The organism is Burkholderia sp. Ap-955 (genome assembly GCF_011753045.1).
In the GTDB taxonomy this organism is placed as follows: Bacteria; Pseudomonadota; Gammaproteobacteria; order Burkholderiales; family Burkholderiaceae; genus Burkholderia; species Burkholderia lata_D.
Genome location: NZ_VWWH01000032.1, coordinates 1 through 12,965, shown reverse-complemented (window position 1 = coordinate 12,965; position 12,965 = coordinate 1). Strand labels below are relative to the sequence as shown.

The 12,965-nt window shown below is 66.9% G+C and carries 13 protein-coding genes; all 13 read left to right on the top strand.

The annotated features are described in order from the left end of the window. Nucleotides 1-58 precede the first annotated feature (58 nt). The 13 genes from F3J15_RS18470 to F3J15_RS18410 all read left to right on the top strand — a co-directional run bounded on the left by F3J15_RS18470 (nt 59) and on the right by F3J15_RS18410 (nt 12,847). Nucleotides 59-2,407: a DUF3141 domain-containing protein gene (locus F3J15_RS18470; RefSeq protein WP_166893264.1), complete on the top strand. Its 2,349-nt coding sequence runs from the start codon at nt 59-61 to the stop codon at nt 2,405-2,407. A 19-nt stretch (nt 2,408-2,426) separates the two neighbouring features. Then, entirely contained in the window at nt 2,427-3,365 is a 939-nt protein-coding gene (locus F3J15_RS18465; protein ID WP_166893262.1) for a phosphate acetyltransferase, read from the top strand. A 4-nt stretch (nt 3,366-3,369) separates the two neighbouring features. Further along, nucleotides 3,370-4,548: an acetate/propionate family kinase gene (locus F3J15_RS18460; protein WP_166893260.1), complete on the top strand. Its 1,179-nt coding sequence runs from the start codon at nt 3,370-3,372 to the stop codon at nt 4,546-4,548. Between the two features lie 28 nt (nt 4,549-4,576). After that, nucleotides 4,577-4,831 (top strand): hypothetical protein, encoded by a 255-nt coding sequence (locus tag F3J15_RS18455; protein ID WP_089447082.1) that lies wholly within the window; start codon nt 4,577-4,579, stop codon nt 4,829-4,831. Nucleotides 4,832-5,100: 269 nt separating this feature from the next. Further along, nucleotides 5,101-6,144, top strand: coding sequence for an alpha/beta hydrolase (locus tag F3J15_RS18450; protein WP_166893258.1), 1,044 nt, complete (start codon nt 5,101-5,103; stop codon nt 6,142-6,144). Then, nucleotides 6,144-6,686 (top strand): cytochrome P460 family protein, encoded by a 543-nt coding sequence (locus F3J15_RS18445; RefSeq protein ID WP_166893256.1) that lies wholly within the window; start codon nt 6,144-6,146, stop codon nt 6,684-6,686. Before F3J15_RS18450 ends, F3J15_RS18445 begins: the two co-directional genes overlap by 1 nt. 302 nt (nt 6,687-6,988) lie before the next feature. Next, nucleotides 6,989-7,333, top strand: a complete 345-nt coding sequence (locus tag F3J15_RS18440; RefSeq protein ID WP_166893254.1) for a DUF4148 domain-containing protein — start codon at nt 6,989-6,991, stop codon at nt 7,331-7,333. A gap of 84 nt (nt 7,334-7,417) precedes the next feature. After that, complete coding sequence (locus tag F3J15_RS18435; protein ID WP_166893252.1) at nt 7,418-8,209, top strand: alpha/beta hydrolase; 792 nt, start codon at nt 7,418-7,420, stop codon at nt 8,207-8,209. A gap of 76 nt (nt 8,210-8,285) precedes the next feature. Beyond that, on the top strand, nt 8,286-9,686 hold the full coding sequence (locus F3J15_RS18430; protein WP_166893250.1) for an amidase family protein: 1,401 nt from the start codon (nt 8,286-8,288) through the stop codon (nt 9,684-9,686). A 423-nt stretch (nt 9,687-10,109) separates the two neighbouring features. Next, a complete protein-coding gene (locus tag F3J15_RS18425; protein ID WP_089486519.1) occupies nt 10,110-10,580 on the top strand; it encodes a rhodanese-like domain-containing protein in 471 nt (156 codons plus the stop codon). Between the two features lie 27 nt (nt 10,581-10,607). Further along, nucleotides 10,608-11,546: a serine O-acetyltransferase EpsC gene (epsC, locus tag F3J15_RS18420; protein WP_069250788.1), complete on the top strand. Its 939-nt coding sequence runs from the start codon at nt 10,608-10,610 to the stop codon at nt 11,544-11,546. A gap of 8 nt (nt 11,547-11,554) precedes the next feature. Continuing rightward, nucleotides 11,555-11,776, top strand: a complete 222-nt coding sequence (locus F3J15_RS18415; RefSeq protein WP_011356215.1) for a helix-turn-helix transcriptional regulator — start codon at nt 11,555-11,557, stop codon at nt 11,774-11,776. Nucleotides 11,777-11,914: 138 nt separating this feature from the next. Beyond that, nucleotides 11,915-12,847: a family 2A encapsulin nanocompartment shell protein gene (locus F3J15_RS18410; RefSeq protein WP_021156739.1), complete on the top strand. Its 933-nt coding sequence runs from the start codon at nt 11,915-11,917 to the stop codon at nt 12,845-12,847. Nucleotides 12,848-12,965 lie beyond the last annotated feature (118 nt).

Below are 12,965 nucleotides of genomic sequence, written 5' to 3'. Positions count from 1 at the left end.
CGAGACGGCCGCTCCCGGAATGCGTCGGGATTCACCTTGCCCTCTGGAGAACAGTGTTATGGATGCTGCCACGCAACTGGCGCGCAGTCATGAGATCGCCGCGGAAATTGTCCACGTCCTGCAAAAGCGCACGCAGCACGCGCTGGAGCAGTACGGGAAGCGGTTGAGCGAAGCATTCGACGGCAGCGACAGCCTCAGTCACGACCCGGGCGCCGCGCCCTTCACCACAGCGCTCTCGCCGTTGAGCGCATGGCACTACGCGGTCGACGCCGTCCAGCGCTCGCTGCTGTTCTGGAACACGCTGCGCGAGCGCGGCACGCAATACGTCGAGCGCGCGGGCCAGGGGCTCAAGCCGGTGCTGCATTTCGACTACGACGTCGTGCTCGATGGCCGGCAGTTCGAACGGCCCGTCAATTACGCGCTCGTTCACATCCAGCCGCCTGACGGCGTGATCGTCGACGCCGCCAAGCGGCCTTACCTGATCATCGATCCGCGCGCGGGGCACGGCCCCGGTATTGGCGGCTTCAAGGACGATTCGCAGGTCGGCGTGGCGTTGCGCGCGGGGCATCCCGTGTACTTCGTCGTGTTCTTCCAGGAACCCGAGCCCGGGCAGACGCTGCTCGACGTGTGTGCGGCGGAACAGGCGTTCGTCCGGAAAGTGCGGGCGCTGCATCCGGACAGCCTCAAGCCGGCCATCGTCGGCAACTGCCAGGGCGGCTGGGCCGCAATGATGCTCGCGAGCTCGTCGGCGGACGATACGGGCCCGATCGTCATCAACGGCGCCCCGATGTCGTACTGGAGCGGCGCGTGGAGCGAAGGGCCCGGCGACAATCCGATGCGCTATGCCGGCGGGCTGCTCGGCGGCACCTGGCTCGCGTCGTTCTCGTCGGACCTCGGCAACGGCAAGTTCGACGGCGCGTATCTCGTGCAGAACTTCGAGAACCTGAACCCGGCGAACACGTTGTGGGACAAGTATTACCACGTGTACGACAACATAGACACAGAACCGCCACGCTTCCTCGAGTTCGAGCGCTGGTGGGGCGGCTACTACCTGATGAACCGCGAAGAGATCGAATGGATCACGCGCAACCTGTTCATCGGCAACAAGCTCTGGTCCGGCGACGTGCGGGACGGAGCGGGCAAGGCGTTCGACCTGCGCGAGATCCGATCGCCGATCATCCTGTTCGCGTCGATGGGCGACAACATCACGCCGCCGCAGCAGGCGTTCAACTGGGTCGCGGACATCTACGGCAGCACGGAGGAGATCAAGTCGCGCGGTCAGGTGATCATCGGATTGATGGAAGAGGATGTCGGGCATCTCGGCATCTTCGTGTCGGGCAAGGTCGCGAAGAAGGAGCACGCACAGATCGTCAGCGTCCTGGATGCCGTCGAAACGCTGCCGCCCGGCCTCTATGCGATGTCGATCGAGGAAGTGAAAGGCGCCGACGGGAAAGTTGCCTACGAGGTCACCTTCGCCGAGCACCGTCTCGAAGAGATCGCGCAACACTTCAATCGCTTCGGGCGCAAGGACGAGCATGCGTTCGAGGCCGTCGCCGAGCTGTCCGAATTCACGCAGCGCGCCTATGAACTGTTCCTGCAGCCGTTCGTGCAGCAGGCGTCGAACGAAACCACGGCGCGCCTGCTGCGCGATTTTCATCCGCTGCGCTTTCAGCGCTGGGCATTTTCGGACCTGAATCCATGGCTTGGCTGGCTGAAGCCGGCTGCCGACACGGTCAAGGCGAACCGCCAGCCCGGCGACGATATCGAGCCGTGGCGCAAGCTCGAACGTCGCGGTTCGGACATCGTCAGCGCGTCGCTCGATTTTTTCCGTGCGATGCGCGATGCGAGCACCGAGTCGCTGTTTTTCACGATGTACACGCAGCCCTTCATGCTGCATTTCGCGGAACAGTATTGTGACCGTCATGCCGCTTCGCCGGTGGCGACGGACCCGCGCGACTTGCCGTTCGTGAAGGACGCGCTCGCGTCGATCGACCAGGGTGGCTACACCGAAGCGGTTGCGCGCGCAGCGTTTCTGCTCGAACGCAGCGGCGAACCGTTTCCGCTGGCGAAGCTGGCGACCGAGCGTGAACTCGCCGAAACCTACGCCGAGTATCTGCCGGACCTGCCGCCCGACCAGTGGCGGCGCATCTACGGCGAACAGGAAATCATCGCGACCTACGAGCCGCAGCAGGCCGTCGCCACGCTGCCGGCCCTGCTGGCCCGGCCGGAGGACCGCCAGCGGCTGCTGACGTTGCTGGACAAGTTGCTGGGCGATCCGCGCGTGCAGAGCGCGTCGGTGTGCGAGCAACAGTGGGTGGCCCTGCAACGCATCCGCGCGGTGCTGGGTGCGTCGCCCGCGAAGCGGCCGGCCAAGGGGCCGGTGGCGGCCCTCGATCATGTGCAGTGACGGACAGCCAGGAACCGCGATGGAAAACAGACACGAGAAATATCTCCGCCTCATCGAACACTGCTGGACGCTGGCGCCGATGCCGACGGCCGTCGCGCACCCGTGCGATCGAAGCGCGCTCGAGGGGGCGCTGGAGGCGGCGCGCAAGGGGCTGATCGAACCGGTCCTGGTCGGCCCGCGTGCCCGTATCGAAGCGACCGCCGCGGCGTGCGGGCTGTCGATCAGCGATTACGAGATCGTCGATGCGCCGTACAGCGAGGCTTCGGCAGCCGCTGCGGTGCGGCTCGTCCGCGACGGGCGGGCGGCCGCGCTGATGAAGGGCAGCTTGCACACCGACGAGCTCATGGCCGAAGTGGTGCGTCACGATGCCGGATTGCGCACGGGCCGGCGCATCAGCCATTGCTTCGTGATGGACGTGCCGGCGCATGCCGATCCGCTGATCGTGACCGACGCGGCGATCAATATCGCGCCGACGCTCGAGGACAAGGTCGACATCCTGCAGAACGCGATCGATCTTGCGCATGCGCTGGCCTTTCCGCAGGTGCGCGTGGCGATCCTGTCGGCGATGGAGACGGTCAACCCGAAAGTGCCGTCGACGCTCGAAGCCGCCGCGCTGTGCAAGATGGTGGACCGACGGCAGATTACCGGCGCGCTCGTCGACGGCCCGCTCGCGCTCGACAACGCGATCGATCCCGAGGCCGCGCGCATCAAGCAGATCGATTCGCCGGTGGCCGGGCAGGCGAACGTGCTGATGGTGCCGGACCTCGAAGCAGGCAACATGCTCGCCAAGAGCCTGTCGTTCCTGGCCGGCGCGGACGCGGCGGGGATCGTGCTCGGCGCGCGCGTGCCGATCATCCTGACGAGTCGCGCCGATTCGTTGATCACCCGGCTGGCTTCATGCGCGGTCGCGATGCTCGTCGCGAACGTGCGGCGTGAAGCGGCCACGCGCGCGGGGTGATGCCATGGCAGACGTGATTCTGGTGTTGAATGCCGGCTCGTCGAGCATCAAGTTTTCCGCATTCGACGTGCAGGGCGACACGCTCGGGCTGATCGTGCACGGCCAGGTCGACGGTCTTTACACGGCCACCGCGCACTTCAGCGCCGTCGACCATCACGGGGAACAGCACGAGCAGCAATGGGCCGGCGGCGAGGCGTTCGGCCATCACGAAGGGCTCGAGCAGATCGCCGCGTTCCTGGAGGCTCACCAGGAAGGGCATCGTCTCGCGGCGGTGGGCCATCGCGTCGTGCATGGCGGGCAACGCTTCAGCGGCCCGGTGCGCGTCACGCCCGAGATCGTGGCCGAACTGGAAAAGCTCACGCCGCTCGCGCCGTTGCATCAACCGCACAACCTGACGCCGATTCGCATCCTCGAAGCGGTGCAGCCCGGTATCGAGCAGGTGGCCTGTTTCGACACGGCATTCCACCGCACGCAGCCCGCGGTGACCCAGGCGTTCGCGCTGCCCGAGTCGATCACCAGCCGGGGCGTGCGCCGCTACGGCTTCCATGGGCTCTCGTACGAGTACATCGCGAGCGTGCTGCCCGACGTCGCGCCACAGGCGGCGCGCGGGCGCACGGTGGTCGCCCACCTCGGCAACGGTGCGAGCATGTGCGCGCTCGTTGCAGGCAAGAGCGTCGCGAGCACGATGGGGTTCACCGCCGTCGACGGGCTGCCGATGGGCACGCGCTGCGGCAACCTGGACCCGGGCGTCGTGCTCTTCCTGATGGAAGAACTCGGGATGGACGTGCGCGCCGTCGAGGATCTGATCTACCGGCGCTCCGGGTTGCTCGGGGTGTCCGGCCTGTCGAGCGACATGCGCACGCTGCTCGCGAGCGACGATCCGCATGCGCGCTTCGCGATCGAGCTATACATCTACCGCATCGCGCGCGAACTCGGGTCGCTCGCCGCCGCCATGGAAGGCATCGACGCGATCGTTTTCACCGCGGGGATCGGCGAGCACGCGCCGGCGATTCGCGAAGGGGTGATGCGCCGCGCGGCCTGGCTCGGCGTCGAGATCGACGTCGACGCGAACCATGCCGGCGGCCCGCAGGTCACGACGGCGTCGAGTCGCGTGCCGGCGTGGGTGATCCCGACCAACGAAGAACTGATGATCGCGCACCATACGCGCCGGCTGATCCGGTGACGGCGGTCGAATCAAGAAAGGAGGCGTCATGGCCGAACTGTTGCTGATCAATGTCGAAGAACACGCACGCGACGACGAGGTCGGCGCGTTCCTGACCCGGTATGGATTCCCGCTGTTCGATTCGATCGAGCGGGTGCCGGCCGGGATTGGCAACCCGATCGCGCTGCTCAGGTTCAGTACGCTGTCGTCGGTGGCGCTCTACACGCTGCGCGCGCGGATCGATCACCTGTCGTGGCGGGGACGGTCGATTCGCGCGCATATCCTGCCGGATCGGAAGGTGTGAGCGGCTTCTCGCATCCGCGTGGTTGAAGGGGGGAATGCGGGCCGATTCCCCGAAAATGCGCCTCTCCAGCCCGATTTTTGAATCCCCGTGTGTCGTGTTCGCGCACAGATACGTTGGGATACAAAGCCTCCAGGCGGTTCGGATATAAATCCGGTGAAGCGATTCACACGGCAGCGCAGCGCCGGCTCCGCCGCCGCGAACGCCGATTCCCGAGCGCCCCTGTGCGCCGCGGGCCCCCTTCCTTAGCGATCGACACTGGAGAACGAGTCATGCCTGAAACCGTGAACACCCGCCGCCGCCTGATCCTCGGTACGACGCTCGCAAGCCTGAGCCTCGCCGACCTCGGCTTCGGCGCCCTGGCGCATGCGCAGTCGGCGCCCGATGCTGCGCCCGCAAAGCGCACGGCCGGCGTCGCGTCGCTGGGCACGATCCACCAGATCGACGCGGGCGTGCTCAACGTCGGGTATGCGGACCTCGGGCCGAAGAACGGCCCCGTCGTGTTCCTGCTGCACGGCTGGCCGTACGACATCTACAGCTACGCGGAAGTCGCGCCGCTGCTCGTCGCGGCCGGCTATCGCGTGATCGTGCCGTACCTGCGCGGCTACGGGTCGACGACGTTCCGCTCGGCCGACACGGTGCGCAACGGCCAGCAGGCCGTGACGGCCGTCGACATCATCGCGCTGATGGATGCGCTCAAGATCGACCGCGCGGTGTTCGGCGGCTACGACTGGGGTGCGCGCACGGCCGACATCATCGCGGCGCTGTGGCCGCAGCGCGTGAAGGCGCTGGTATCGGTGAGCGGCTACCTGATCGGCAGCCAGGCGGCGAACGCCAAGCCGCTGCCGCCGCAGGCCGAGTTCCAGTGGTGGTATCAGTTCTACTTCACGACCGAGCGCGGCGTGCTGGGCTACACGGCGAACCGCGATGCGTTCAACAAGCTGATCTGGCAGCTCGCATCGCCGAAGTGGCAGTTCTCCGACGAAACCTATGCACGCTCGGCCGCGTCGTTCCAGAACCCCGATCACGTGGCGGTCGTGATCCACAACTATCGCTGGCGCCTCGGGCTCGCGAAGGGCGAGGCGCAGTACGACGACATCGAGCGGCGTCTCGCAGCCGCCCCCGCGATCACCGTGCCGACGATCACGATGGAAGGCGACGCGAACGGCGCGCCGCATCCGGAACCGGCCGCGTACGCGAAGAAGTTCACGGGCAAGTACCAGCACCGGACGATTTCCGGCGGTATCGGCCACAACCTGCCGCAGGAAGCACCGCAGGCGTTCGCGGATGCGATCCTGCAAGTGGAGCATCTGTGATGCGGGCGCGCGTGGGTACGGTCCGTCGCGGCGCGCGCCGTGCGTTCGTCGCGGGTGTGCTGCTGGCCGGTGCGTGGTCGGCGAGCGGCCCGGCCGCATTCGCGGAGCAGCCGAAGCCGGCCGCCGCCGCTTCGCCGATCTATGGCGTGACGATCCCGCCCGGCTACCGGAAGTGGGAGATGGTGGCGCCGGCCGAGGAAGCCGCACCACTCGATGAACTGCGCGTGGTGCTCGGCAACCCCGTCGCGATCCGTGCGCTCGAACAGGCGACGCTACCGTTCCCGGACGGGACGATTCTCGTGAAGCTCGCGTACAAGCGCAAGCAATCCGACGAGTTCGCGCCGGCGACGGTGCCGGGCCAGGCGACGACCGTGCAGGTGATGGTGAAGGACTCGCGCCGCTATGCGTCGACGGGCGGCTGGGGTTTCGGACGCTTCATCAACGGCGTGCCGGCCGATATCGGCCAGCATCAGACGTGCTTTGCGTGCCATCAGGCGCGTGTGAAGAACCACGACTACGTGTTCACGCGGCTTGCGCCGTGACGTGCGTGGTGTGACGGGTTCGACGGAAAGGCGTGCCATGCGTGGCACGCCTTTTTTCATGGTGGGTGGGTTTGGGGGTAGCCCATCGGCAGACGGGCCGTGAACGATGCGGCAGCCCGGCTTGTATCGCACTGTATCTGCGGCCGTTCCTGAAAAACTGGCATGCAGAAAGCCCCGGTTTCGGAAACATGGCAGATACGTGCGCGGGTTCTACTGTCGACATGCAGGAAACGTTCGATGCCAGGCGATCTGGATCGGATGCCGAATGATCGACTGACCTACCTCTCTCAAGGAGAACCATCATGAAAGCCGCTCGAATCCTCGCCGTTGCCGTCCTCGCTGCCATTCCCGCCTTGTCGTTCGCCGATACCGGCCACGGCCTCACGCGCGCCGACGTGCGCGCCGATCTCGTCCGCCTGGAGAAGGCCGGCTACAGCCCGGCCAGCAGCGAAGCGAACTACCCGAACGATATCGCGGCCGCGGAGAACGCCGTCGCCGCGCAGCAGGTCGCGCGTTCCGACCAGAACGGCCCGTCGAAATCGCAAGGCGACAACGTGGCCGATGCGTCGACGCCTGCCAGCCATCACGATGCCGCTCAATCGCGCTCCGCACGGAATGCCGCCGACGACCTGTACGCGCATTCGTGATTTGCTGCCGCGCTCGCCGCAGGCGGGCGCGGCCACCACTGCAGCACTACATGTGAAAAACACAACAGAGCAAGGAGCATGACGATGGCCGGTTTGATGAAACGCGTTCTGGTGTCCGCCGCGGTGATCGGCGGATTGTTCGGTGCGGTGGCGGCACAGGCCGCGCCGAAAGAAGATCTGAAGGGCACGAACGTCGTGCTCGTGCACGGCGCGTTCGCCGACGGGTCGAGCTGGAACCGCGTGATTCCGCTGCTCGAGGCGCGCGGGCTGCACGTGGTGTCGGTGCAGAATCCGCTGAGCTCGCTCGCCGACGATGCGGCCGCAACGAAGCGTACAGTCGACGAACAGAAGGGGCCGGTCGTGCTGGTCGGCCATTCGTGGGCCGGCGTCGTGATCAGCGAGGCGGGCAACAACGACAAGGTGAAGTCGCTCGTGTACGTCGCCGCGTTCGCGCCCGACAACGGCCAGTCGATCGCCGACGTCACGCAGGGGCTGCCGGCGCCCGCGTGGGCCGGTGAGCTGCGCAAGGACGCGGGCGGTTTCGCGACGCTGTCGGACAAGGCGATCGCACAGGATTTCGCGCCCGACCTGCCGCCCGCGCAGCAGCGCCTCGTTGCGGCAACCCAGGGGCCGTGGTATAGCGGTTGCATCTCGGAGAAGGTCACGCAGGCCGCGTGGCATGCGAAGCCGTCGACGTTCGTCGTCGCGACGCAGGACAAGATGATCGACCCGACGCTGCAGGAAGCGATGGCGAAGCGGATCGGTGCGACGGTCACGCGCGTGAACGGCAGCCATGTGTCGATGCTGAGCCAGCCGAAGGCCGTGGCCGACGCGATCATCGCGGCGGCCGAACGCGCGAAGCAGGATACGCAGTGAGTGAACGCGGCGCCGCGCTTTCGTGGGGAAGCGCGGCGCCATGAGTGAGTGTGATGTCCTTCCACAAGGAGAAGTCATGACGGAACTCTGGCAACTGCCCGCAACCGAACTCGCGAAACGCGTGCGGCATCGTGACGTGTCCGCGCGCGAAGTGGCCGATGCGGTGCTCGATCGTCTCGATGCAGTGAATCCGGCGATCAACGCGGTGATTGAACACCGGCCCGACGATGTCCGGCGGCAGGCCGACGAAGTCGATCGCGCGATCGCGCGCGGCGACGATCCGGGGCCGCTCGCAGGCGTGCCCGTGACCGTGAAGATCAACGTCGACCAGGCGGAATTCGCGACGACCAACGGCACGCGCCTGCAGGAGAACCTGATCGCGCACGCCGACAGCCCGGTGGTCAGCAACATCAGAAAGGCCGGCGGAATCCTGCTCGGCCGCACCAATTCGCCGACGTTCGCGTTGCGCTGGTTCACGTCGAATCTCGTGCATGGCCACACGCGTAATCCGCGCCATCCGTCGCTGACGCCGGGCGGATCGAGTGGCGGCGCGGCGGCAGCCGTGGCCGCCGGGATCGGCCCGCTTGCCGTCGGCACCGACATCGGCGGCTCGGTGCGTTATCCGGCCTACGCGTGCGGTGTGCACGGCATTCGTCCGTCGCTCGGACGCGTGCCGGCGTTCAATGTGTCATCGCCCGAGCGGGCGATCGGCGCGCAGCTGATGTCGACGGCGGGGCCGATTGCACGCACGATCGACGATCTCTCGCTCGCGCTGCGTGCGTTCGCCGCGCCGGACCCGCGCGACCCGTGGCACGTGGCGGTGCCGTTCGACGGGCGCGAGGTGCCGAAGCGCGCGGCACTGTGCGTGCGGCCGGGGGGCTTGCAGGTCGTGCCCGAGGTCGAGGCCGCATTGCGCGATGCCGCACGGCGGTTGATCGATGCCGGCTGGACCGTCGACGAGATCGACGACACACCGCCGATGCGCGAGGCGGCACTGTTGCAGGAGCAACTCTGGCTCGGTGATGGCTTCGACGCGTTGACGAACGCGGTCGTGAAAGACGGCGATCCGGGCGCGGCTGCCGTGGTCGACGCGGTGCGCGGCAAGGTGCGCGACCTGCCGGCCGACGTAATCAGCCGCGCGCTCGTCCGGCGCACGACGCTGACGCGGCAGTGGCGGCTGTTTCTCGACGCGTATGCGGTCGTGTTGCTGCCGGTGTCGTCGGAGCTGCCGTTCCCGGACGATCTCGACCGGCAGGGGCCGGACGGGTTCGATCGCGTGTGGGAGGCGCAGCTCACGTTGCGCGCGCTGCCGGCGATGGGGCTGCCGGGGTTGGCCGTCACGACGGCGCTCGTGAATGGCGTGCCGGTCGGCGTGCAGGTGGTTGCCGCGCATCATCGCGAGGATCTGTGCCTGCTCGCGGGGCGCGATATCGAAGCGCGCGGCGTGCCGGTCGCGCCGGTTGACCCGGTGGTGTGACGCGCTGAAGCGTGAGTGCATCGGCGATGCCCGTCCGGCGTCGTGTCGATGCATTCCGACCACCCGCCTGATTTCCTGAGTCGTCCATGCATGCACGCCCGTGCATGCATGCCATTTCGGATTCCATTGCAACGCGCCGCACGCCGCGTTGATCGGCTCCCGCGATACCTTTCAAAGTCCTTCGATGCGTGACATCGAACGGCCACCCACCTTCCCGTCCTGCTCGCCGGCGAGCCCATCCCGATAGCGCACGTCTGCTATTGCATTTCTCGCGCCGCTGATTAGGAAATGAATTTTTATTGGTTCTGCTTGCTCTTCCTCGCTCGCATAGTGGCGCTGACGGCTATAGACAGCACGCAAGCTGCAACGGCCGCATTCCCGGTGTTTTTTGATCATACGAATCAACGAAAACAAGGAAGTGTCATGACGGTTGCATTGGAAGAACGAACCGCTGCGCAGCAGGCGCTCGAAGACGCGCGCGCGGCGGCTACGGCGGCCGGCACGCCCTATGCGGGCGGCGTCGCGCCGGAAGCCGCGTGGGCGCTGTTCTCCGCCGGCGACGCATTGCTGGTGGACGTACGCACGGCCGAGGAACGGAAATTCGTCGGCCACGTGCCGGAGTCGTTGCATGTGCCGTGGGCAACGGGTACGAGCCTGACACGCAACCCGCGCTTCGTGCGCGAACTGGAAGCAAAGACCGGCAAGACAGCTGTCGTGTTGCTGTTGTGCCGCAGCGGCAATCGGTCGGCGCAGGCGGCCGAAGCCGCGACGAAGGGGGGCTTTACGCAGGTATTCAACGTGCTCGAAGGATTCGAGGGCGACCTCGACGAGCGGCAGCATCGCGGCGGCAGCAATGGCTGGCGTTTTCGCGGCCTGCCGTGGGCACAGGACTGATTCACGGCCGTTACGGGAGAAAGCAGCATGGCCGCATTCGACATCGACGACATCGTTCAATCGCTGCAAAGCGTGCGCCGCGCATGGCGCGAGAAGCAGCGGCGCTCGCTCGAACCGGGCGGGCGCGACCTGCCGGCGCGCGAGGCGCTCGCGCAGATCATCGGCGCGCTGAAAGGCGTGCTGTTCCCGATGCGGCTCGGGCCGCCCGACCTGCGCCAGGAGAGCGAGAACTTCCACGTGGCCCATGCGCTCGACGCGGCGCTGAATGCGCTGCTCGCGCAGGTGAAACTCGAATTGCGCTACGCGGCGCGACAGCGCAATGCCGACGGGCCGGTCGACAACGTCGATGACGTTGCATCGACGGCCGTGCAGGCTTTCGCTGCGCGCTTGCCCGAGATTCGCCGGCTGCTCGACAGCGACGTGCTGGCCGCGTTCCACGGCGATCCGGCGGCCGGCAGCGTCGACGAGGTGCTGCTGTGCTACCCGGGCATCCTCGCGATGATCCACCACCGGCTCGCGCACGAACTGTACGGGCTCGGCCTGCCGCTGCTCGCGCGGATCATCGCCGAGCAGGCGCATGCGGAAACGGGCATCGACATTCATCCGGGCGCCCGCATCGGCGCGGGCTTCTTCATCGATCACGGCACGGGCGTCGTGATCGGCGAAACGGCGATCATCGGCGAGCGCGTGCGCGTGTACCAGGCCGTCACGCTCGGTGCGAAGCGCTTTCCGCGCGATGCGGCAGGCCATCTGGAGAAAGGGCTCGCACGCCATCCGATCGTCGAGGACGACGTGGTGATCTATGCGGGCGCAACGATCCTCGGCCGCGTGACGATCGGGCGCGGCGCGGTGATCGGCGGCAACGTGTGGCTCACGCAGGACGTGCCGGCCGGCGCGAACATCACGCAGGCCGTGCTGCGCAGCGAAGCGAATACCGCGCCGCGCGCGGCGGCGCGCGTCGCCTAGGAGGCGCGATGAGCGACCTCATCCATCACTTCGGCGCCAACGTGCGCAAGCTGCGCGAAGCGCGCACGTGGTCGCAGGAGCAGCTGGCCGAGCATGCGGGGCTGAACCGCTCGTATGTCGGCGAGATCGAGCGCGGCGAGGCGATCGCATCGATCGTCACCGCAGACAAGATCGCGCGCGCGTTCGACGTGTCGATCTCGACGCTGCTGCCGGGCGCGTACGTCACCTGAGGCTGCCCCGTTCCGTTTCCCTTTCGGTTGCACGCGACATGACGGCTATAGCATGTTGAGCCGGCAGGGGCGTGCTTCCGATAATCACCGAGCGTCATAAGCAATCCCGTTTTTCATCTAAAGAACCCGGAGCCATACATGTCGACCGTTGCAAGCGGCACGGCCGCGCTGAGCGATCACGCCGCCCGCCAACTAGCGAACGCTACCAAGACCGTCCCCCAGCTTTCCACGATCACGCCGCGCTGGCTGACCCACCTGCTGCAATGGGTGCCGGTCGAGGCCGGCATCTATCGGCTGAACCAGGTGAAGAACCCGGAAGCCGTGCGTGCCGCGTGCACGCAGCTCGAGGACGAAAGCGTGCTGCCGCAGACCTTCGTGCCGTACGAGGAACAGCCGCGCGAGTATTTCCTGAACGCGGTGAGCACGGTGCTCGACGTGCATACGCGGATCTCCGATCTTTACAGCAGTCCTCATGACCAGATCAAGGAACAGCTGCGCCTGACGATCGAGACGATCAAGGAGCTGCAGGAAAGCCAGCTGATCAACAACCCCGACTACGGGCTGCTGGCCAACGTGACCGACGACCAGCGGATCTTCCCGCTGACGGGCGCGCCGACGCCGGACGATCTCGACGAACTGCTGACCAAGGTGTGGAAGGAGCCCGCGTTCTTCCTCACGCACCCGCTAGCGATCGCCGCGTTCGGCCGCGAATGCACGCGGCGCGGCGTGCCGCCGCCGACGGTCAGCCTGTTCGGCTCGCAGTTCCTCACGTGGCGCGGCATTCCGCTGATTCCGTCGGACAAGGTGCCGGTCGCGGACGGCAAGACCAAGATCCTGCTGCTGCGCGTCGGCGACAAGCGCCAGGGTGTGGTCGGCCTCTATCAGCCGGGCGTCGCGGGCGAGCAGGGCCCGGGCCTGTCGGTGCGCTTCATGGGGATCAACAACCAGGCGATCGCGTCGTACCTGATCTCGCTGTATTGCTCGCTCGCGGTCCATTCGCCGGATGCGCTGGCTGTCCTCGATGACGTCGAAATCGCCAAGTTCCATGACTATCCCGACACCTACCGTTAATCCCGGCCTGGCCGGCGGCGACGCGCACGCGCTGCCGCACGCGCCGCTGCCGGCCGGCTTGCCCGACCCGGCGACGCTTGCGCGGCTCGCGTCCGAGTTCTTCGCGACGCCGCCCGGG

Bases quoted from the DNA above. Each gene is read 5' to 3' on its own strand.
- F3J15_RS18415 (WP_011356215.1), top strand. From the start codon at position 11,555: ATGAGCGACCTCATCCATCACTTCGGCGCCAACGTGCGCAAGCTGCGC.
- F3J15_RS18435 (WP_166893252.1), top strand. From the start codon at position 7,418: ATGGCCGGTTTGATGAAACGCGTTCTGGTGTCCGCCGCGGTGATCGGC.
- F3J15_RS18445 (WP_166893256.1), top strand. From the start codon at position 6,144: ATGCGGGCGCGCGTGGGTACGGTCCGTCGCGGCGCGCGCCGTGCGTTC.
- F3J15_RS18410 (WP_021156739.1), top strand. From the start codon at position 11,915: ATGTCGACCGTTGCAAGCGGCACGGCCGCGCTGAGCGATCACGCCGCC.
- F3J15_RS18470 (WP_166893264.1), top strand. From the start codon at position 59: ATGGATGCTGCCACGCAACTGGCGCGCAGTCATGAGATCGCCGCGGAA.
- F3J15_RS18430 (WP_166893250.1), top strand. From the start codon at position 8,286: ATGACGGAACTCTGGCAACTGCCCGCAACCGAACTCGCGAAACGCGTG.
- epsC (WP_069250788.1), top strand. From the start codon at position 10,608: ATGGCCGCATTCGACATCGACGACATCGTTCAATCGCTGCAAAGCGTG.
- F3J15_RS18425 (WP_089486519.1), top strand. From the start codon at position 10,110: ATGACGGTTGCATTGGAAGAACGAACCGCTGCGCAGCAGGCGCTCGAA.
- F3J15_RS18440 (WP_166893254.1), top strand. From the start codon at position 6,989: ATGAAAGCCGCTCGAATCCTCGCCGTTGCCGTCCTCGCTGCCATTCCC.
- F3J15_RS18465 (WP_166893262.1), top strand. From the start codon at position 2,427: ATGGAAAACAGACACGAGAAATATCTCCGCCTCATCGAACACTGCTGG.
- F3J15_RS18455 (WP_089447082.1), top strand. From the start codon at position 4,577: ATGGCCGAACTGTTGCTGATCAATGTCGAAGAACACGCACGCGACGAC.
- F3J15_RS18450 (WP_166893258.1), top strand. From the start codon at position 5,101: ATGCCTGAAACCGTGAACACCCGCCGCCGCCTGATCCTCGGTACGACG.
- F3J15_RS18460 (WP_166893260.1), top strand. From the start codon at position 3,370: ATGGCAGACGTGATTCTGGTGTTGAATGCCGGCTCGTCGAGCATCAAG.